The organism is Brevibacterium sp. FAM 24630 (genome assembly GCF_049804075.1).
In the GTDB taxonomy this organism is placed as follows: domain Bacteria; phylum Actinomycetota; class Actinomycetes; order Actinomycetales; family Brevibacteriaceae; genus Brevibacterium.
The window spans coordinates 1-20585 of record NZ_JBNBZD010000018.1 but is presented as its reverse complement, the minus strand read 5'-3'; the positions used below and the strand labels follow the sequence as shown (position 1 = coordinate 20585).

Genomic DNA, 20585 nt, shown 5'->3' with positions numbered 1-20585 from the left:
TGGCAGGCTGGAAGAACACGCCTTTCAGTCACCGAACACCCGAGGAGACCTCCATGACCGTTGCAGCCGACCCCTCCGACCTCCTCGACCTCGCAGGACTCTTCAGCGAGACCGAGCTCGAACTCCGTGACCGGGTGCGGGCCTTCGTCGATGAGCGGATCCGACCGAACATCGCCGACTGGTACGAGAACGCGGTCTTCCCGCGCGAGATCGTGGCCGAGATGGGCGAACTCGGACTGCTCGGCATGCACCTCGACGGATACGGTTGCCCGGGACGCTCCGCCGTCGAGTACGGGCTGGCGGCACTCGAGCTCGAGGCCGGGGACTCCGGACTGCGCACCTTCGTCTCCGTGCAGGGATCACTGGCGATGTCCGCGATCCACAAGTTCGGCTCGGAGGAGCAGAAGAATCGCTACCTGCCGGGCATGGCCGCAGGCGAGATCATCGGCTGCTTCGGACTGACCGAACCGACCGCGGGGTCCGATCCCGGCTCTATGGCCACCACCGCCGAACGAAACGACGATGGATCCTGGAGACTCAACGGTGCCAAGCGGTGGATCGGGTTGGCCTCGATCGCCGATGTCGCCGTGATCTGGGCAGCTACCGATGAGGGGATCCGCGGCTTTCTCGTTCCCACCGAGACGGCCGGGTTCACAGCGACCCCGATCGAGGCGAAGCTGTCGATGCGCGCCTCCATCCAGTGCGACATCGAACTCGATGACGTCGAACTCCCCGCCGAGGCGGTTCTGCCCGAGACCTCGGGACTCAAGGGACCCTTCTCCTGCCTCAACGAGGCCCGGTACGGAATCATGTGGGGTGCCATGGGTGCCGCCCGTGACTCCTTCGAGGTCGCACTGGACTATGCACAACAGAGGATGCAGTTCGACAAGCCGCTCGCGGCCTACCAGATCACCCAGGAGAAGCTGGTGAACATGGCCCTCGAAATCCAGAAGGGCCTCCTGATCGCCGTGCAGACGGGCCGACTCAAAGATGCCGGGACTCTCGACCCGGTGCAGATCTCGGTCGGCAAACTCAACAACTGCCGTGAAGCCATTCAGATCTGCCGCGAGGCCCGCGCCATGCTCGGCGGCAATGGCATCACGCTCGAGTACTCACCGCTGCGGCATGCCAACAACCTCGAATCCGTGCGCACCTACGAAGGCACCGACGAGGTCCACACCCTCATCCTCGGCCGTCACATCACCGGCGAGCAGGCCTTCCGGTGATTCCGGTCAAGGCACCAGTCGACGCCCACCGACCCACACCTCGGCGGGGGAGCGCAGCGCCGACAGATCTGCTTTCGGATCGGCATCGACGAGGATGAAATCGGCTCGGGAACCCTCCTCGATCCGACCACGATCATCCAGTCCGAGTGCTTCCGCAGCCGTGGTCGTGGCGGCGCGGAGCGCCTCGGCGGGGGTCATCCCGGCCTCGACGAGATAGTCGAGTTCATCGTGGAGCGAGGGTCCATGAGCCACAGGGGCGAACGGGGTTTCGTTCGCGTCGGTGCCGGCGATGACCGTGGCTCCCGCGGCGTGCATTGCCCGGACATTGTCGATTGCGATTCCCACCGCGGCATCGGCGTGCTCGCCGAGGCGGGCGTCGGCGATTGCGCGCATCATCACCACGGTGGGGCAGACGACGGTTGTCGACTCGACCATCCGTGCAATGGTGACCTCCGGCAGTCGCGAGTCGAAGGGGACATGCGTGAGGATATCGACGCCGGCCTCCAGCCCGCGCTCGAAGGCTGCGGTCGTGACAGCGTGCGCGATGGTCAGCAGGCCCCGATCACGGGCTCCGTCTACGAGGGCGCGAAGAGTCGGGACGTCGAGTGCGGGCACCTCGGTGGCTGCAGGGTCTTCGATGATGATCTTGATGACATCGGCACCGCTCTGCTCTCGCCAGTCGAGGAACCTCGTCGCGTCCTCGGGGCTGGTGACGCCGGATTCGGTGGGAAAGCCCATCATCTCGATCTGGGTGCTGCTCGGCGCCGAGGCGGCCGAACCGGCACTGAGAATCGCCGGCAGTGCGTCGTCGGCTTGAAGCTCGTGCACGAGCGAATCCGGGTGGGTGCCGAGGTCGACTACGGTGGTGAGTCCGGATCTGACCGCGTCAATCAGTCTCGAGCGCTCGGCGAGGTGGACATGGGTGTCGATGAGACCCGCGATCAGGAATCGGGACGTTGCTGTATCCGGTTCAGCTGGCGGAGTGATCGATGTGATCGTGTCGGAGAATTCGACGTCGACGAGGCGACCGCCGGACAAGTCATCGACATCGATGAGGTGGACATTGCGAACTTTCGTCATGCTCTGACCCTACGCATTCGAGATTGTGATTCGATGACAACCGCTGACGCTGTTTGATGGGTCGCCCCTCGGTGTACTCGATACTCGTCGAGGCGTTCGGTGTATCAGCGTACGCTCGTGAATCAAAGGACCCGAAAGAGATGGGCCACAGCTCTCCCGCGTTGGGGGCCGGTCCGCCAATGGTCCGTCGTCCGTGCCGACGCGCTTCTCCAATCACCCATTGAGGTTGTGGCGGATGATGAGGTCGCGTGCCAGCTCTCGATCCCGGGTGTCGAGAGCGTCGACGATCTGTTCGTGCAGTTCGAAGCGCGACTGAATGTAGTCCGGCAATTCGGTGTCGCGTGAAGCCACACTGACGGCGTGATTTTCGAGCATCCCGAGGACTCCCAGGTACATTGATCTTAGAATCCAGCTCGGCGAGGCCTCTGCGATCACGCGGTGCAGCGCCCAATTGTTGCGGACGAACTCAAGGTATTCTGCCTGCTCGATCGCCTGCTTCATTCCCGCCAGCCGTTCGCGCATTGCGGCGATGTCGGCTGCGCTGGCCGAGTCGATCGCGTCATCGATGAGCAGGGGATCGAGAGCATCACGGATGCGGATGGCATCTGTGACGGACGGTTCGGCGGTGTCGAGCGCGAGCATCGAATTCCCGAGACGAGCGAAGGCGGACTGCTCGTTGACGAATATGCCCCCACCGGGGCCGGGCTTCATCGATACGTATCCGCGCGACTGGGCCAGGGCCAGTGCCTCGTTGAAGGTGCCGACGGAGACGCCGCATTCGCGACGGAGTGCCTCCTTCGTTCCCAGCCGCGTGCCGGCGGGATGGCGCTGCGCGATCGCGATGATGGCGGCAGTCGCGATCTCAGTGCGACTCTGCGACCCGCCCCTCGCCGAGGGAGCGGGCTCTGTCAGAGCGTTGGGCCGGTCCATGTCCACCTTGTCTTTCCACGGGTCTTGATCTTCCCAGATTACCTGCTATCGTAATTCATCATAATCATTATATCTGGTTAGCTCGATGGGGAGGCATGCTGTGCAGCGGTCATTCGCATCGAGATCGACATGGACGACAAAGGAGACAGCCATGGCAGCACAGGGGATGGTCACAGAGATCGGGTATGTGTCTCTGCGCACTCGAGACCTGACAGCGTCGATCGGCAACGCCGTCGACGTCTTCGGCCTCAATGAGACGGAATCGAACGGGAAGAAGGCTTTCTTCGCGGCGCAGGGAAAGCACCACGAGCTCGTCTACACCCAGTCCGACGAAGACGCCCTCGACCACACCGGCCTCGTCGTCGAGAACTCCGATGAGCTCGACGCCATCCGCGCAAAGGTCGATCGCGGCGGATACACGATCGTGTCGGAACAGCCCATCGAAGATCACATCGAGGAAGGTTTCGCCTTCGTCGGTCCCGAAGGCTTCACATGGCAGGTCTATACCGAGAAGCTCGATTACAGCATGATCAGGACGGGAAGCTGCCAGCCCGACCGTCTCGGCCATACGAACATCCAGGTACTCGACCCTCAGGCACAGCGCGACTTCCTTCACGAAATCTTCGGCTTCGTCGTCTCCGACAACATCGGCAACCAGAACTTCTTCATGCGCTGCAACAACGACCATCACGGCATCGCCGTCTTCGGAGCCGACAAGACCGCAATCCATCATCACGCATGGCAGGCGAACAATGTCATCGACCTCGTCCGCCTCGGTGATCGTCTGGCCCGTCGCGGGGCTCGACTGGCATGGGGGCCGGTCCGGCACGGTGCCGGTGACAATGTCGCCGTCTATTACCTCGAGCCCAACGGCACCGTCATCGAGTACTACTGCGACATGGAGACGATCCGCGACAAGGAACGGCCGGAACGGTATTGGGATCCCGAGGACCTGTACTGGATCAACCAGTGGGACGGACATGTTCCCGCAGGAATCCTCGACCACGGAGTCGCACCGGTCAAGCGCTGATCACGGTCTGAACCACGCCTCCGACGACACCATCTGCAACTGAAGAACGAGAGTGAGAGAACCACATGAGAATCGCCAACTACGAATCACGCACCGTCATCCTCGTCGATGAGAAACACGGGATCGACGTGGCCGAGGCCAGCAACGGCCGATTCGGCCCTGACATCCACGCTGTCTACGACGATTGGGACGAATTCCTCGTCTGGGCAGCCGAGGCTTCCGGAGACAGCTTCGAGATCGACGAAGGGAAGCTGGGACCCTTGACGCCACGCCCTCTGCAGTCTCTGGGCATCGGACTCAACTACGACGAACACGTCACAGAGAGCGGCTTCGGTCGCCCGGAGAAGCTGCCTCCGGTCTTCCCCAAATTCCAGTCGTCGATCTCGGGTCCTTACGAAACGGTCAAGCTCGTCGAGGGCGGAAGGAACGACTGGGAGGTCGAACTCGTCATCGTCATCGGCCGCAGCGCACACCACATTGCTCAAGGCACCGGTTGGGACCATGTCGCCGGAGTCACCGTTGGACAGGACCTCTCCGAGCGGGCAACGCAGCTCGACGGGCCCGCCCCGCAGTTCGGACTGGGTAAATCCTTCCCCGGCTACTCGCCTCAGGGGCCGTGGCTGGTGACCCCCGATGAGTTCATCAATCGCGATGACCTCGCGATCTCCTGCACGCTCGACGGCGAAGAGGTCCAGAACGGTCGGACAAGCCAGATGATCTTCGATGTCCCGGCCCTGGTCGAGAAGCTCTCCCAAATCCTCACGCTTGAGCCCGGAGACGCGATCTACTCCGGCACCCCCTCAGGTGTGGGATTCACCCGTGAGCCCGAATGGCTCATCCAGCCGGGCCAGACACTCGAGTCGACGATCGAAGGCATCGGCACCATCCGCCAGGTATTCACCAGCTGAGTGAGCAGCTGGTCCATGCTCCAGGAATCACCGAGGCAAGCGGTGATTCCTGGAACCGAAAGACGAGGAAGACATGAGACCCACGAACGCAACCGCCACCGATGTCGACGTCGCCATCATCGGCGGAGGACCGGTCGGAAAGATGGCCGCTGTGATGCTCGGACGCAAAGGGCACCGAGTCACGGTCCTCGAACGCAAAGACCACAACTGCCCTCTGCCGCGGGCGGTCGCCCACGATGCTGAGATCGCCCGCATCCTGCAGAACATCGACATGCCGGTGACTTCGATGGACGACACCATCGAGCCCTATGACGACCTCTACGTGTGGGTCAATGGTGCGGATGAAACCCTCCACCTCGTCGACTGGCGCGGCTACGACTCCTCCGGCTGGAACAACGCCTACTTCTACAACCAGCCCGGCCTCGAACGCCACCTCGAACAGCGGCTTCTCGAACTGCCTGGCGTCGAACTCAGACGCGGTCAGACCGCAGTTGTCGAGGGCCAGGATGACAGGGGAGTCACGGTCGGCTTCGGTGACGAGACGATTCGCGCCCAGTACCTTCTGGCCGCCGATGGAGCCAAGAGCGGAGTCCGGAAGCAGCTGGAGATTCCGTGGACGGACTTGGGCTACTTCCACGATTGGCTCGTCGTCGACATCCTGCCGCAGGAGAACATGGAGCCTCTGACTCTGGCGAAACAGGTCGCTGATCCGCACAGACCGACGACCGTCGTCCCGGGCGGCCCCGGACGCCGGCGATGGGAATTCATGCGCCTCGAGGGTGAGACGGCCGAAGAACTCACCGCGCCCGAACGCATCTGGCAGCTGCTGGAACCCTACGGTGTCCGGCCCGACAACGCCACGATCGAACGCGGAGTCGTCTACACCTTCTCTTCGGGGTGGGCATCCCGATTCCGTGACGGGCGGATCATGCTCATCGGAGATGCGGCCCACCAGATGCCGCCATTCGCCGGTCAGGGGCTGGCCGCAGGAATCCGAGACTGTATGAATCTGTCATGGAAGCTCGACTTGGTGCTCGAGGGCAGGGCGCCCGACTCTCTCCTCGATTCGTTCGGCCCCGAACGGCAGGCACATGTCTCCGACTTCATCGACTTCTCGATCTCCTTGGGACGCATCATCTGCATCCTCGACGAGGAAGAGGCGGCCGAACGGGATCGAACGATGAAGACCGAAATGGAATCCGAAATCGAGCCGGAAGCGCCCCCGCGTCCCAGACTCGGAGCAGGAGTCCACCGCGGTGAGCTCGGTGGGTTTCTGTCGCTCCAGGGCTGGGTCGCCGCGGAAGAGTACGGGGAGACTCGTTTCGACGATATCTTCGGCGCGGGGACTCTCATGGTTCGGGACGCCGAGGCGGTGCGATCCTTGGACAGTGAACTCATCGACGGCCTGCAGGAGGTGGGGATCGCCGTGACGTGCTTCGATCCGCAGCTCGAAACCACCGAAGGCGTCCTTCGGTTTGCAGACTCGGCCGGAACCTATGGCGACTGGTTCGACGGTCTGGTCGTCAGCGCTGTTCTCATTCGCCCTGACGCCTATGTCTTCGGCGGCGCATCAGGACTCGGCGGGGCCGAAGAACTTGCTCGAGAATTTCTCGCAGCTGTCACCGACTCGGGCGTGCATCGGACCGAGGGAGCAGAAGCAGTCTGAGGCGACTGCGCATGATCCTGCTCATCGCCGCATGCACCGGTTGAGTGCGGGAGGCAGTGCACGGCTACGGATTCTTTCCGAGCTGGTTGGGAAACCCGACCCCGGTCAGCTCTTCGGACACCGTCCACAGTCGTTCGGCCGCCTCGGCGTTCTTGGCCTGGATGGAGCGTTCGACGAGCGACGGTGCACCGCGAGCACCGAAGAGGCCGCCCGGACCCACGTAGCTGTTGCCCGGGACGTCCGCGACGGCCGCGGCGAGCGTCGGCAGCACACCGTACTGTCCACTCTGCGCGACCATCCCGATGAACGCATTGCTGATCGCGCCGCGCAGCCCATTTCCCGGGGCCGCGAACAGATTCGTCCGCGCCAGACCCGGATGGGCGGCAACGGCGATGAGAGGAGAGGAGCTCTCCTTCAGACGCCTGTCGAGTTCGGAGGTGAAGAGCAGGTTCGCCAGTTTGGACTGCGCATAGGCAGGCATCGGCCGGTACCGTCTGCGCTCCCAATTGAGGTCATCGAAATCGATCGTGCCTGACCGATGGGCCAGGGACGAGAGCGTGACCACGCGATCGCGGATCTGCGGAAGCAGCAGGTTCGTGAGCGCGAAGTGACCGAGATGGTTCGTCCCCAGCTGCGATTCGAAGCCGTCGGCGGTGCGTCTGAACGGCGGAATCATGATCCCGGCGTTGTTGATGAGGATGTCGATCGGATCAGTGAAAGCTTCTGCGAACGACCGCACGGAGCCGAGATCGGCGAGGTCGAGCTCTCGGACCTCGACCTCGCCCTCCAGGGCTTCCGCCGCCGCCCGCCCCTTCTCGAGGCTGCGCACGGCCAGCACGACTCGGGCGTCCATCCCCGCCAATACGAGTGCGGCGGCATTGCCGAGTCCGCTGTTCGCTCCGGTGATGACGACGGTGCGTCCGGCCATCGAAGGGATGGTGTATTCGAGAGGCGTCGGCATATACGCCATCGTAGACGGTGCTCGTTCGGGCCCGCATGCTCCCAACGGCGTCTGATGGTGCTCGCCCGCTCCCGCCCGCTCCCGTCCGCGCCCGTCCGCTCCCGCCGCCATCCGATCGCATTCAGCGAGCCGCGTGAAGGTGGAAAATGTTAGGCTTGCCTTCGTGCCGAAGACTCCCTCAACAGGTTCGATCCTCCTCCGCAGAGCCGCCCGGCGCCGCCTCAGACTGCTTGTGTCAGGAGCCATCACTCTGTCCATGTGGCAGGTCTGCGAAGCGCTCGTTCCCGTCGCCATCGGAATCATCGTCGACCGTGCGATCATTCCCCTGTCGATTCCGGCGCTCATCCTCTCAATCATCGGCCTCGGACTGCTCTTCACGATCCTCAGCCTCGGCTACCGCTTCGGATCCCGCTTCTGCAACGCCGCCCGCGAACACGAAGCACACGCACTGCGCGTCGAGATCACGCACGCCGCCCTCACCTCGGCGACGCTGCCGGCCGACCGTGCCTCCGGTGAGGTCCTGTCCATCGCCTCGGCCGACGCGGACACCGCCGCCCAATCCTTCGCCCAGGCCGGCCGCGGCATCGCCTCCGTGCTCGGCATGGTCACCGCCTGCATCTTCCTCCTCATCGCCGACCCGGTGACCGGCCTCGTCGTGCTCATCGCCGTGCCCATCGGCCTCCTCATCGTCGCCCTCCCGGGCCGATCGGTGTCCTCGAAGGCCGCGGCACAGCTCGAAGCCGTCGCCCGGGCGGGCCGATCGGCCTCCGACCTCATGCACGGCCTGCGCGTGATCAAAGCCATGGGCGGGGAGGACTGGGCGGTGCGCCGCTATCGGAGGACCTCCGATGACGCCGCGGCTGCCGGCATCGCCACGGGGGAGAGGACCGGACGCCTGGCCGGACTCGGGGCCCTCGTGATGTCGACGGTGCTCGCCATCGTCCTCGTCGTCGCAGGGCTGCGCCTCATCGACGGACAGATGAGCGTCGGGGCACTCATCGGCATCCTCGGAATGACGGCCTTCCTCACCGAACCGATGCGCGCGCTCGCCGACATCGTCGGCCTCTTCGCTCAATCCCACGGCGCCGCCCACCGCATCGCCCGGCTGCTCAATGACATCGACACCGAGGCGGACCCCTTCGCCGAAGACGATCCCTCCGCCGAGGCGGCCCACCCCTCCGAAGCCCCCACACCGTCCCCGTCGGTCACCGTCGACGACACCGCGATCAGCGTCAGCGGGTGGGCGGTCGGCGAGGGCCGCAGCATCGACTTCACCACCGAGTTCGGATCGCTGACCTGCATCGTCACCCCCGATGCTCGGGCAGAGTCCGAACTCCTCGCGGCCCTGGCCGGCCACGCCCGCGGTGCCGGACCGGATCGGATGATCGTCTCGCCCCACACCGTCGACCTGTTCGAGGGAACGATCCGCTCGAACATCACGATGATCGTCGGCACGACCGACCACCCGGTCACCGAGGAGGTGCTCACCGCCTCGGGGACGGATGAGCTCCTCGGCTTCGTCGACGGGGGACTGGACCACCGGATCCAGGAACTCGGCGGAAACCTCTCCGGCGGCCAGCGCCAGCGTGTGGCCCTGGCCCGGGCACTCGACGCCGACCCCCGCGTCCTCGTCCTCCACGAACCGACCACCGCCGTCGATGCCGTCACCGAGGCCCGCATCTGCGCGGGAGTGTCCCGGCTGCGCCGAGAGGACGAGGCGGCAGCGACGATCATCATCACGAGCTCCCCGGCGTTCCTCGCCGCAGCCGACACCGTGGTGTTCGCACCCGCCGCAGGACCGGTGCTCATCGGCCACCATGCCGACCTCCTCACTGCCGAAGGTGCCAGCGCTGAGGCCTACCGTCAGGCGGTCACCCGATGACCGCACCGACGCAGACCACCCTGTCGATCGCCACGCGCCGTCGCTCCTTCGCTCACCTCGCCCCGCTGCTGCGCCGACGCGGCGGCTGGATCGTCCTGCTCTTCGTTGCGGGCGTGGCCAACGCCGGAGCCGGACTCGTCGGACCGTGGGCGATCGGCCGCCTCGTCGACGAACTCCCCGCCGGAGCGGGGACCGACGTGGTCTGGACCAGCGCGATCGCCGTCGCGATCGCCGGCATCGTCATGGCCGTGGGCACCTGGATCGGCGCCTGGGCTCTGGCCCACGTCGCCATGCCGGTCGTCGCCGAACTGCGCACCCAGGTCGTCGAATCCGCTCTGAGCCTCGAATCCCAGCGGGTCGAGAAGACCGGCACCGGCGACCTCGTCTCCCGCGTCGCCGACGACTCCCGCAAGATCAGCGAGGCCGCCGCCCAGGTGCTGCCGCTGGTCGTCGAATCCCTCCTCGTCGTCATCGTCTCCGCAGCCGGCCTGGCCGCCATCGACTGGCGCCTGGGCATTGTCGGCCTCGCAGCTCTGCCCATGTATTGGCTCACCCTGCGCTGGTACCTGCCCCGATCGGAACCCATCTACAAGCAGGAACGTGCCGCATTCGGCCGACGTGCCGGCCGCCTCCTCGGCGGACTCACCGGGGCGAAGACCCTGCGTGCCTACCGTGCCGAGGCCGGGGAGCTGCGCCGCATCGACTCCGCCTCCGGGGAGGCCCGCGACCTGTCGATCGATGTCTTCCGCTTCCTCACACGGGCCTTCGGCCGCAACAACCGCGCCGAGGCCGTCGTGCTCTCGCTGCTCCTCATCACCGGATTCGTCCTCGTCTGGTTCGGCGAGTCCACCGCCGGCGCCGTGACGACCGCGGCCCTGGTCTTCCACCGCCTGTTCAACCCCATCGGAGCTCTCGTCGGACTCTTCGACCAGATCCAATCCGCCGGTGCCTCGCTGACCCGCATGGTCGGCGTCATCGACGAAGCCACGACCTCGACGAGGCGGCCCATCGACCCCGGAACCGCTGACCCGGCGCTTGTGCTCGAGGATCTGTGGTTCACCTACGACGAGGACCCGAACTCGAGCAACCACGTGCTTACGGGCGTGAGCCTGCGCATCGACCCCGGAGAGGTCGTCGCCGTGGTCGGCACGACAGGCGCCGGGAAGTCGACCTTGGCGCGGATCGCGGCGGGACTGTCCGCTCCCACCCGCGGACGGGCCGCACTCGTCTTCGGCGGAGTCGCCTCGGCGGGGAAGCCTTCGCCGGACCTGACCGCACTGCCGGAGACGGTGCTGCGCGAGCACATCGCAATGGTCGCTCAAGAGGTGCACACGTTCAGCGGAACCCTGCGCGACAATGTGGCTCTGCCCGTGCCCGAGGCCGGTGATGACCAGGTGCGCTCGGCGCTCGAGGAGGTCGGTGCCGGCTGGGTGGGCACACTGCCCGCGGGCCTCGACACCGAGATCGGGGACGGCGGAACCCGGCTGACGGCGGTGCAGGAGCAGACGATCGCGTTGGCGCGACTCGCGCTCGCGGACCCCGATTTCGCCATCCTCGACGAGGCGACAGCCGAGGCCGGATCCGCCGGTGCCCATGTTCTCGAGCAGTCGGCGCGGGCGGCGCTGGCCTCACGCGGGGCACTCGTCGTGGCTCACCGCCTCAGCCAGGCAGAGACCGCGGACCGCGTGCTCGTCATGGAGCACGGACGGGTCATCGAAGAGGGCTCCCACGACGAACTCGTCGCCGCCGGCGGTCGCTACGCCGAGCTGTGGGCAGCCTGGTCGGCCTGAGCGCGCGGACCGCCGGGCCTCAGCGCAGCCCGAGGACCGTCGTGGCGATCGTGAAGTAGATGATGAGGCCGGTGGCGTCGCAGAACGTGGAGATGAAGGGATTGGAGAAGACCGCAGGGTCGGCCCCGACCTTCTTCGCGATGATCGGCATGAGACCTCCCACGGTCGCGGCCATCATGCACACCGACAGCAGCGTCAGCCCGATGACCAGACCGATCGCCCACCAGTAGACGAGCCCGGCGATGATGAAGCCCAGTGCACCGAGCACCGATCCCAGCAGCGCACCGACCCGCAGCTCCCTCCAGATGACCCTGCCGAGATCGCGGATGCGCACCTCGCCGACGGCCAAAGCGCGGGTGACCGTGGTCGCGGCCTGGTTGCCGGTGTTGCCGCCGGTTCCGGTCAGCAGCGGGATGAAGAGGGCGAGGACGACGACCTGATCGAGGCGGTCCTCATAGACCTCGAGGACCTGGACGGTGAGGATCGCGGACACGGCGAGGACGAGCAGCCAGACGATGCGGCTGCGCACCAGGCGCATGATCGTCGAAGACAGGTAGGAGCGGTCGAGCGGTTCGGTACCGGACCCGCGGGCGAAGTCCTCAGCGTCTTCCTCGTCGATGATGTCAAGGACGTCATCCATGGTGAGGATGCCGACGAGGCGGTCCTCCTGGTCGGTCACCGGCATTGCGATGAGCCGGTGGGAGAGGAACTCACGAGCGGCTTCCTCACGGTCGGTCAGCGCATGAGTGCTCAGCGAATCGCGGACGATGTCCTCGATGACGGTGTCCTCGTCGGCGGCGATGAGGTTGCGCAGCGACACCACTCCGCGCAGCACCCGACCGGGGCCGACGACGGGCAGCAGGTAGACGGTTTCGGGACCGTCGATGCGAGCGCGCACGACCTCCATCGCCTCGGCAGCGGTCCAGTCCTCGTGGATGCCGAGCACCTCGGGGGACATGTACCGACCGATCGCGGATTTCGGGTAGCCGAGGACCGCCGAGGTCATCGCCCGTTCCGTCGCCGTCAGCCCCTTCATCAGGCGGCTGGCGACCCCCGCAGGCAGTTCACCGAAGAGTTCGGCACGGTCATCGGGGTCGAGGCCGTCGACGATGTCGGCGACCTCGGGTTCACGGAGATTGCCGATGAGTTCGGCCTGGTAGGCAGGAGGCAGGTCCTCGAAGACGTCGAGCGCCTCCTCCTTCGTCAGCACCCGGAAGAGCATCGCCGACTGCAGCGGCGTGGACGTGTGGACGAGACGTCCGATCTCGGCACGCGGCACCTGCCGGGCGAGAGCGGCGATCTCATCGAGACTTCGGGGATCGATCCGGCCCGTGAGCGCGGATTCGAGTCGGTCGGCTGCCTCGGTGCTCGCTGTCATATCCGCCACGAATTCCCCCTTGTCTCGTATGGACTTCTCCGCAGTCCACCCTAGGGCATGGGCAGAGGATGAGGGAGCCTGCGTTCGACTTCGCCGTCGGGACTCTTCGGACCATGCCGAAGTGCCGCGGTCCTACGATGGAGACAACACCCGCAGATCACCGGCCACCGCGCCCGACATCGCCGCAATCTCAGCGGCGAACGCCGACGACATGCGCGTGACGACGTGTCGAAGAACGGAGCACAGCAATGACTGACCACGACGATGCCACGACGGCTTTCCAACACCTGCACCGGCCCGGGGATCCGTTCATCCTGCCGTGCGCTTGGGACGTGGCCAGCGCGCAGCTCTTCGCCGAGGCGGGCCACCGAGCCATCGGCACCACGAGTCTCGGCGTCGCCGCCGGAATCGGCGCCGCCGATGAGGACCGTGCGACCCTGGATGCGACCGTGAAACTCATCGCCGCCATCCGACGGGCATTGCCCGATCAGTTCGTGACCTGCGATTTCGAAGACGGCTACGGGGACAGTCCCGAACGCGTCGTCGATGTGCTGGGCGACAGCTTCGCCGTCGCCGGCACGACCGGGGCCGGGCTCATCGTCGATGGCATCAACATCCAGGACTCGCGGCACGGGCTCATGAGCGAACCCGCGATCCTGGCGGCCAAGGTCAGCGCCGTCAGGGACGCGTTCCCGGACCTGTTCGTCAACGCACGGATCGACACATTCTGGATCGGGCAGGACCGCCTCGGCGAGGTCCTCGACCGCATCGATGCCTACACCGACGCCGGAGCGGACGGGATCTTCGTTCCGGGGGACCTCGATCTGCCCACGATCGAGACGATCACCGGCTACAGCCGGCTTCCGGTCAACGTGCTCGCCAGTGCGCGGCACTCACGCACGGCCCTCGCCGAGGCGGGAGTGAGCCGGATCAGCACCGGATCGCTGCTCTACCGGGCGGCGATTTCGGCGGCCCTGCGCTCGCTCGATGGCCTCAACGACGACCTCCAGGCCGACACGGAAACCGTCCTGCCCTACAGGGCGTTCACCGAACTGGGCTGACTCAGTGCCTGACCGGATCCCGATGCCTCGTGCGCACAGGGGTCTGGGGAGAGGAGAGGTCAGTCCTCGTCGAAGTCATCGTCGATGACCTCGACGGAGTCGACGCCGTCATCGGCCAGTGCGTCGACATCGAGCCGGTCACCGGTGAGTTCGTCGACCTCGAAATCGTCATCGCCGTCGGAGACCATCTCATCGCCTGTCCGGTTGCCCTGTTCGGCGGCCGTGACCGGATCCGTATCGAATTCTCGGTCGAGCCCTGGTGCATCGGCCTCATCGTCCCAGCCGGCTTCGTCGATGAGGGCGTCGTCGGCACCTTCGATCCCGGAACCCACGGGGCCTTCGGCGCCGGGCTCGATGTAATCGTCGTCGGGGTTCTCCGTCATGATGTCTCCTTCGCCGGATGCGGGTCTTCCACACTAAACCCTGTCGAAACGTTCTTTCCACCGTTTCCAGTCCCACCGGGCCAGAAACTTCTCCCCGGCCTGGCGTCCCGAGGAGATGAGATCGATCTTGGCGGCCTCAGACAGGGCGAAGTCCGTGGTGCTGTGGCCGGAGGTGTCGACGAACACCGTCCGCTCGGTCACCGACGGGTCATCGATGTGTCTGCGGTCGTGAGCATTGAGCATCGTTGTCAGCAGCGACTTCGCGTACTGGTAGGTCGTGGCGTTCGGCTGCCATTGGGTCGCGGCGGTGTGCCGGGCGGAGAGCATGACGCCGAAGGTCGGCCATCGCGCCGGGCGTGAGTCCTTGCGGTCGAAGACGTCGACGGGGAAGTTCGAGAGCAGACCGCCGTCGGCGCCGAGCACCGATGTTCCGCCGGCCACGTCCTCCCGTGCGCACAGCGACCGGGGGCGGAAGAAGAACGGACTGGCTGCCGAGGCGCACACCGCCTCGGCGACGGATTGGGAGTCCGCATCGACGCCGAGCGCGTCCCGGTAGTCCCAGGGCAGGCGCAGCATGCGACCGCGTGAGACATCGGAGACGATGACGACGAGGCGATAGGACCGCTCGGGCGGGATCGCACCGTCCGGGTCGTCCAGTCGCAGGTCGCTCCAGGTGCGCACGCCCTGAGCGGCGAGTGCCTCGGCGAGGAAATCATGGAGCGCATCACCGAGATACATGCCCTTGTGCAGCAGCAGCCCCTGCACCTTGCCGAGCCAGGGCAGCAGTCGGAAAGCGGGGGAGATGTCCTCGAAAGCGGTGAAGTCCTGCTCGAGGACTCGCTGTCTGAGAGTGTCAGGGGGCAGCCCTGCCGCGGTCAGGGCACCGACGATCGCTCCGGCCGAGGTGCCGGCGATGCGGTGGAATCCGTAGCCGGCATCTGCCAGCGATTCGACGGCCCCGACGAGCCCGGGCAGCTTCGCCCCTCCGCCTTCGAGGACCAGATCGGTCGTGGCCATGGCTGCTCCTCTCCGCGCCTCACTGTCTCTATTGTGGACCGGACGCGACGCGGCGGCGGGAACTGCCAGGGGATCTGCGGTGGATTCAGCGGGCTCCGGCAGTCTGGCGCTTCCGGGCCGATCGACGCTGCCGGTCGCGTCCGTTCACACCGTTCCTGCCGGTGAAGTGGTCCATGGTCTGGTTCACGCCGAGGAAGTCCATGACCTTGTCGAAGGCCCGGGTCGGCAGCAGTCGCACACCGGGGACGAGGCGCACGAGCGACGGCATGACCAGCTGTTCGCGACCGGATTCGATCGCGTCGATGACCTGTGTGGAGACGGTGTTCTCTTCGAGGATCGGCAGCAGACGGGGGAACTTCGTCTGGACTCCGGCGAACATGCCGGTGTTGATGTAGAAGGGGCAGACGACGAGGGTGTTGACCCGGCTGCCCTCGGCGCGCAGCTCGCCGCGCAGCGATTCGGTGAAGCCGACCGCGGCCCATTTGCTTGCCGAGTAGTCGGTCTGTTTGGCCACGCCGGTCCAGCCGGCGGCGCTGGCGATGTTGACGATGGAACCGTGGTCGCGCTCCTGGATTCCGGGGAGGAATGCCTTCGTCGTCCAGTACAGTGCCAGGGTGTTGACGTCGAAGGTGCGCCGGATCGCCTCGGCATCGGCGTCGAGCAGCCTCTTGCCGGTGACGACGCCTGCGCAGTTGATGAGGATGTCGATCGGTCCGACTTCTTCGGCCGTGGCGGCGACCTGCGCGGAGTCGCCGACGTTGATGGTGAAGGCGCGGGCCCGGGTGCCCTTCGCCTCGATCTCCTGCCGGACGGTCTCGCCGTGCTCGGCCGACAGGTCCCAGATGATGACTTCGGCGGCGCCGCGGGCGGCGGCGTCGAGGGCCATGAGTCTGCCGATTCCGCTGCCGGCTCCGGTGATGAGGATACGGCTTCCGGCGATCTGTGTTCCGTGCGTCATGTCTGTGCGTCCTTGCAGTCGATGTCGATCTCTTCGGCTCCGGGTGCGGACCCGCGACCCCGCGGTGACCCACCCGATATTACTTATCAGTAAATCAGTGAGACGTGGGTCACCGCAAGGGTCCGGGGAGTCGAATCTCCGATCGCCGGGCGACGCTCAGCTCTCCGCGACGCCCTTCTGGATGAGATCCATGACCGAGGAGTCCGCGAGCGTGGTGACATCACCGACCTCACGCTTCTCGGCCACATCCTTGAGCAGGCGGCGCATGATCTTGCCCGAACGGGTCTTCGGCAGATCGGGCACGAGCATGATCGACCGCGGTGTCGCGATCGGACCGATCGAGGACCGCACGTGGCCGCGCAGCTCGGCGACGATGTCGTCCCCGCCGTCGGAGGCGCTCTCGCGGAGGATGACGAACGCTTCGATCGCCTGCCCCGTCATCTCGTCGCTCGCCCCGACCACGGCCGCCTCGGCGACCTTCGGATGGGCGACGAGCGCGGATTCGATCTCCGCGGTCGACATCCGGTGCCCGGAGACATTGAGGACGTCGTCGACCCGGCCGAGCACCCAGTAGTCGCCGTCGCGGTCGATCTTCGCACCGTCGCCGGCGAAATAGACGTCCGGGTACTGCGACCAGTAGGTCTTCTTGAACCGCTCCTCGTCTCCCCACAGGGTGCGCAGCATCGACGGCCACGGCTCCTTGATGACGAGGTAGCCGCCGTTTCCGGGCTCGACCGAATTGCCCGCATCGTCGAAGACATCGGCGACGATGCCCGGCAGCGGACGCATGGCTGCACCCGGCTTCGTCGCGGTGACTCCCGGCAGGGGACTGATGAGGATGCTGCCGTTCTCCGTCTGCCACCAGGTGTCGACGACCGGGCATCGGTCGCCGCCGATGTGCTCGCGGTACCACATCCAGGCTTCGGGGTTGATCGGTTCGCCGACGCTGCCGAGCAGCCGCAGGCTGGTGAGGTCGAACTTCGCGGGGATGTCGCGTCCCCACTTCATGAATGAGCGGATCGCCGTCGGCGCGCAGTAGAGGATGGAGACCTTGTACTTCTCGACGATCTCCCACCAGCGCCCGCGATGGGGCGTGTCCGGGGTGCCTTCATAGAGCACCGAGGTGGCCCCATTCGCCAGCGGTCCGTAGACGATGTACGAATGGCCGGTCACCCAGCCGATGTCCGCGGCCGTCCAATAGACGTCGGATTCCGGTTTGATGTCGAAGACCGCCCAATGGGTGAACGAGGTTCCGACGAGGTACCCGCCCGTGGTGTGCAGGATTCCCTTGGGCTTACCGGTCGTGCCCGAGGAGTACATGACGTAGAGCGGATGCTCGGAGTCGAAGGCCTCGGGCGTGTGGGTCTCCGACTGCCGGTCGACGACCTCGTGCCACCACAGATCCCGGTCGTCGTTCCAGGCCACGTCCTGGCCGGTGCGCCGGACGACGAGGACGTTGCGCACTTCGGGGCAGTCCTCCATCGCCTCGTCGACGACGGACTTGAGTGCCGAGGGCTTGCCCTTGCGATACCCGCCGTCGGAGGTGATGACGAATTCGACGCCGCAGTCCTTGACGCGGTCGGCGATCGCCGAGGAGGAGAAGCCGCCGAAGATCACGGTGTGCGGGGCGCCGAGGCGGGCGCACGCGAGCATCGCGAACACCGTTTCGGGGATCATCGGCATATAGATGGCGACCCGGTCCCCGGTCTTCACACCGAGCTCGGTCAGCGCATTGGCGGCCTTCGAGACTTCGCGGAGCAGATCCGAGTAGGTGATCGTGCGGGTGTCTCCGGACTCGCCTTCGAAGTAGTAGGCGACGCGATCGCCGAGCCCGTTCTCCACATGGCGGTCCACGCAGTTGTAGGCGGCATTGAGCCTGCCGCCGACGAACCACTTGGCGAAGGGTTTGTCCGACCAGTCGAGGACCGTGTCGAAGGGGGTGTCCCAGGTGATCCGCTTCGCCTGTTCGGCCCAGTAGCCGAGGCGATCGGCGGCCGCCTTGTCGTACTCTTCGGCTCCGACATTCGCCTGTGCTGCGAATTCGGCCGGCGGATCGAATCTCCGCCCCTCGTAGCTCAGCTCTTCGATGCTCGGGTTGGTGGCCATCGGCTGCTCCTTTCGCGAAGCTTCACTGCGTCGTGATTCGCGGATGCGAACGTGTTTTCAACGTACTCCAGTTGGCGGTGAAATCAAGGGGGCCGTGTGACGGGGGATCAGAGTCGGGAAGCGTCGGGCCACCGCAGCGGCGTGGTCTCCCAGTAGGTGCCGCACCGCCACACCCACTCCAGGGGACCGTAGCGGAAATGACGCAGCCAGAGGGTGGAGAGCGCACACTGGGCGATGATGATGACCGCCCAGATCCCGAGACCTGCCGGGGCGGAGATGTATCCGAGTGAGGTCAGCGGCGGGAGGACGAGCACGCAGATCACGGTCTGACCCAGATAGTTCGAAAACGCCATCCGTCCGTACAGGCGCAGAAAGCTCAGGCCTTTCGCGCCGAGGCGGGTGTGCAGGAGAAGGATCAGACCGGTGACGTACATGAAGCCGGGGACCATCGCGGTGCGGAAGGCGATCTCGTGAGCATCGGAGGATCCGACGCCGGTGTTGCCGGTCCAGATCCAGAGCGGAATCGAACCGATGAGGCCGAGGGCGAAGATGCCGGTGACATAGGCTCGGGGCGGTGAGGAGAACAGGCCGAGACCCGCCAGCCAGAATCCGAGCACCATGTGTCCGAAGGTCCGAGCAAAGGACAGCAGCGGCAGCAGCAGGGGCGGAAGGTGGAGATCGACTCCGCCCGCACTCGAGACCAGCTGCAGCACGTCGGGGACGATCGCGGTCACCACGCCGAGAGTCACGAAGGACCACCTCGGCAGCAGGGTCAGCGGCAGAAGAATGAGGGCGAGGACCCCGTAGGAAGCCAGCACGTCGATGCCGCCGAGGGCAGAGTTGATCACCCCGGCGATGATGAGGATGAGCATCCGGCGCACGTAGACCCACGTCGATCGGCCCTTCGCTCGCAGCCGCGTGAGGAATATGTGGACACCGGTGCCGAAGAGGAAGGCGAAGACGAAATGGAACTTGCCCAGGGCGACATCATCGACGACCTGCCAGATCGTCGCATCGGTGCCGACCGGTTCGTCTGCCTGACCGGCCTGAGACAGGAAGTAGCGGATGTTGATGAGCAGAATTCCTGCGATGGCGATGCCGCGGATGACGTCGATCGAGACGATGCGGTCAGCCGGGCCGGATTGCTGCGTCCGGTCGGTGTGCGTGTCCGGGGGCGGGTGCGACTGTTCGTGGCTCACGCCGGGCCACGCTATCAGACAAGGTCTGTTGCCGATCAGAAGTGGCGAGCAGCGTGAGTCGCGTTTCGGATACGCGAAAACCCCCGCCGCAGCAGGGGTTTTGCTTGGTGGCTCCGACCGGCGTCGATCCGGTGACCTTTCGATTTTCAGTCGAACGCTCTACCAACTGAGCTACAGAGCCGAATTGCCGACATGCGCAAAGTATGTCGAGAGAAACAAAGGCTCTTCCGAAGAAGAGCCTTTGTGCTCCGCGACCCTGACCGGACTCGAACCGGCGACCTCCGCCGTGACAGGGCGGCGCGCTAACCAACTGCGCTACAGGGCCAAACTGATGTGACCAGTGTATCTGTTGTGGTGTCGGACTTTCCAATCCTACACCGTACCCCCAACGGGATTCGAACCCGTGTCGCCGCCGTGAAAGGGCGGTGTCCTAGGCCTCTAGACGATGGGGGCCTAGTTTGTCCTCGGATTCCCCGTGGGCAACGACGTTAAGCTTATCCCACCCGATTCGCGGAATGCAAAACGAAACAGAGTGTCCTCCGTCACAGGGGGAGGCGGTGGTTTCGCCCCCGGTGGTCAGCCGCCTCGGCGAGGGGATTCAGCCCTCCGGCTCTTCGCGCGAAACTCCCGCCGCAGCTGGACGAAGCCGGCGACCATGACGATGAGGCCCAGGGTGAGGAACAGGATGCGCGGCCAACCGCCGAAGTCATCGAAGAGCATGTTCGGGAGGGTGAAGGCGAAGACGGCGCCGATGAAGTACCAGACCGAGGTCGGAGACTGCGGGTCCGTCTCCCTGCGTGTGCGCGCGTGGTGATTGCTGGTGGTCATCGTTGGTCCTCTCCGAGGGTCGAAATCCGAGGGTCGAAAATGCGGCCGCCTCCACCCTAGCCTCGGGATTTCATGATTAGGGGCGTCCAGGTCCCGGACAGAGAGAAGAAAAGTGCTCCTGACCAGGGATAATGATGTTTGCGACGACATCAATATTCTCTGGAAAAGGAGCACTCTCAGAG

General features: G+C 65.5%; 17 protein-coding genes and 3 tRNA genes. 7 read left to right on the top strand and 13 right to left on the bottom strand.

Features of this window, described 5'->3' with window-relative positions; genetic code table 11:
• Positions 1-53 precede the first annotated feature (53 nt).
• A complete protein-coding gene (locus ACPUD7_RS13190) occupies positions 54-1226 on the top strand; it encodes an acyl-CoA dehydrogenase family protein (protein ID WP_425120168.1) in 1173 nt (390 codons plus the stop codon).
• A 6-nt stretch (positions 1227-1232) separates the two neighbouring features.
• Here the strand turns inward: ACPUD7_RS13190 and ACPUD7_RS13185 are convergent, their stop codons facing one another.
• Together ACPUD7_RS13185 and ACPUD7_RS13180 are read right to left on the bottom strand one after the other, a co-directional pair.
• Entirely contained in the window at positions 1233-2306 is a 1074-nt protein-coding gene (locus tag ACPUD7_RS13185) for an amidohydrolase family protein (protein ID WP_425120167.1), read from the bottom strand.
• 213 nt (positions 2307-2519) lie between these two features.
• Entirely contained in the window at positions 2520-3236 is a 717-nt protein-coding gene (locus ACPUD7_RS13180; protein ID WP_425120166.1) for a FadR/GntR family transcriptional regulator, read from the bottom strand.
• 151 nt (positions 3237-3387) lie between these two features.
• Between ACPUD7_RS13180 and ACPUD7_RS13175 the strand changes: the two genes are divergently transcribed.
• The 3 genes from ACPUD7_RS13175 to ACPUD7_RS13165 all read left to right on the top strand — a co-directional run bounded on the left by ACPUD7_RS13175 (position 3388) and on the right by ACPUD7_RS13165 (position 6840).
• Positions 3388-4266: a VOC family protein gene (locus ACPUD7_RS13175; RefSeq protein ID WP_425120165.1), complete on the top strand. Its 879-nt coding sequence runs from the start codon at positions 3388-3390 to the stop codon at positions 4264-4266.
• Between the two features lie 65 nt (positions 4267-4331).
• Positions 4332-5174: a fumarylacetoacetate hydrolase family protein gene (locus ACPUD7_RS13170; RefSeq protein WP_425120164.1), complete on the top strand. Its 843-nt coding sequence runs from the start codon at positions 4332-4334 to the stop codon at positions 5172-5174.
• Positions 5175-5247: 73 nt separating this feature from the next.
• Positions 5248-6840 (top strand): bifunctional 3-(3-hydroxy-phenyl)propionate/3-hydroxycinnamic acid hydroxylase, encoded by a 1593-nt coding sequence (locus ACPUD7_RS13165; protein ID WP_425120163.1) that lies wholly within the window; start codon positions 5248-5250, stop codon positions 6838-6840.
• A gap of 64 nt (positions 6841-6904) precedes the next feature.
• On the opposite strand, the gene ACPUD7_RS13160 is transcribed toward ACPUD7_RS13165, so the two are convergent.
• Entirely contained in the window at positions 6905-7801 is an 897-nt protein-coding gene (locus tag ACPUD7_RS13160) for an oxidoreductase (protein ID WP_425120162.1), read from the bottom strand.
• 163 nt (positions 7802-7964) lie between these two features.
• Between ACPUD7_RS13160 and ACPUD7_RS13155 the strand changes: the two genes are divergently transcribed.
• Positions 7965-9683 carry an ABC transporter transmembrane domain-containing protein gene (locus ACPUD7_RS13155; RefSeq protein WP_425120160.1) on the top strand — a complete coding sequence of 573 codons (1719 nt, stop codon included), beginning with the start codon at positions 7965-7967 and terminating at the stop codon, positions 9681-9683.
• Complete coding sequence (locus tag ACPUD7_RS13150) at positions 9680-11473, top strand: ABC transporter ATP-binding protein (protein WP_425120159.1); 1794 nt, start codon at positions 9680-9682, stop codon at positions 11471-11473. The genes ACPUD7_RS13155 and ACPUD7_RS13150 overlap by 4 nt, the downstream gene beginning before the upstream one ends.
• Positions 11474-11492: 19 nt before the next feature.
• Here ACPUD7_RS13150 and mgtE read toward each other — a convergent pair whose 3' ends face one another.
• Complete coding sequence (mgtE, locus tag ACPUD7_RS13145; RefSeq protein WP_425120194.1) at positions 11493-12851, bottom strand: magnesium transporter; 1359 nt, start codon at positions 12849-12851, stop codon at positions 11493-11495.
• A gap of 248 nt (positions 12852-13099) precedes the next feature.
• Here mgtE and ACPUD7_RS13140 point away from each other — a divergent pair, with 248 nt between their 5' ends.
• Entirely contained in the window at positions 13100-13912 is an 813-nt protein-coding gene (locus ACPUD7_RS13140; protein WP_135537424.1) for an isocitrate lyase/PEP mutase family protein, read from the top strand.
• A 59-nt stretch (positions 13913-13971) separates the two neighbouring features.
• On the opposite strand, the gene ACPUD7_RS13135 is transcribed toward ACPUD7_RS13140, so the two are convergent.
• The 9 genes from ACPUD7_RS13135 to ACPUD7_RS13095 form a co-directional block, all read right to left on the bottom strand.
• Entirely contained in the window at positions 13972-14295 is a 324-nt protein-coding gene (locus tag ACPUD7_RS13135; protein ID WP_135537423.1) for a hypothetical protein, read from the bottom strand.
• A 33-nt stretch (positions 14296-14328) separates the two neighbouring features.
• Positions 14329-15312, bottom strand: coding sequence for a patatin-like phospholipase family protein (locus ACPUD7_RS13130; RefSeq protein ID WP_135537422.1), 984 nt, complete (start codon positions 15310-15312; stop codon positions 14329-14331).
• Positions 15313-15397: 85 nt separating this feature from the next.
• Positions 15398-16270, bottom strand: a complete 873-nt coding sequence (locus ACPUD7_RS13125) for an SDR family oxidoreductase (protein WP_135537421.1) — start codon at positions 16268-16270, stop codon at positions 15398-15400.
• 156 nt (positions 16271-16426) lie between these two features.
• Positions 16427-18376, bottom strand: coding sequence for an acetate--CoA ligase (gene acs, locus ACPUD7_RS13120; RefSeq protein WP_135537420.1), 1950 nt, complete (start codon positions 18374-18376; stop codon positions 16427-16429).
• 107 nt (positions 18377-18483) lie between these two features.
• Positions 18484-19575, bottom strand: coding sequence for a DUF418 domain-containing protein (locus ACPUD7_RS13115; RefSeq protein WP_135537419.1), 1092 nt, complete (start codon positions 19573-19575; stop codon positions 18484-18486).
• Positions 19576-19680: 105 nt separating this feature from the next.
• Positions 19681-19756 (bottom strand) — tRNA-Phe (locus ACPUD7_RS13110).
• Between the two features lie 70 nt (positions 19757-19826).
• Positions 19827-19900 (bottom strand) — tRNA-Asp (locus tag ACPUD7_RS13105).
• A 55-nt stretch (positions 19901-19955) separates the two neighbouring features.
• Positions 19956-20028, bottom strand: a tRNA-Glu gene (locus ACPUD7_RS13100).
• A gap of 123 nt (positions 20029-20151) precedes the next feature.
• Entirely contained in the window at positions 20152-20403 is a 252-nt protein-coding gene (locus tag ACPUD7_RS13095) for a hypothetical protein (RefSeq protein WP_135537418.1), read from the bottom strand.
• Between the last annotated feature and the right edge of the window lie 182 nt (positions 20404-20585).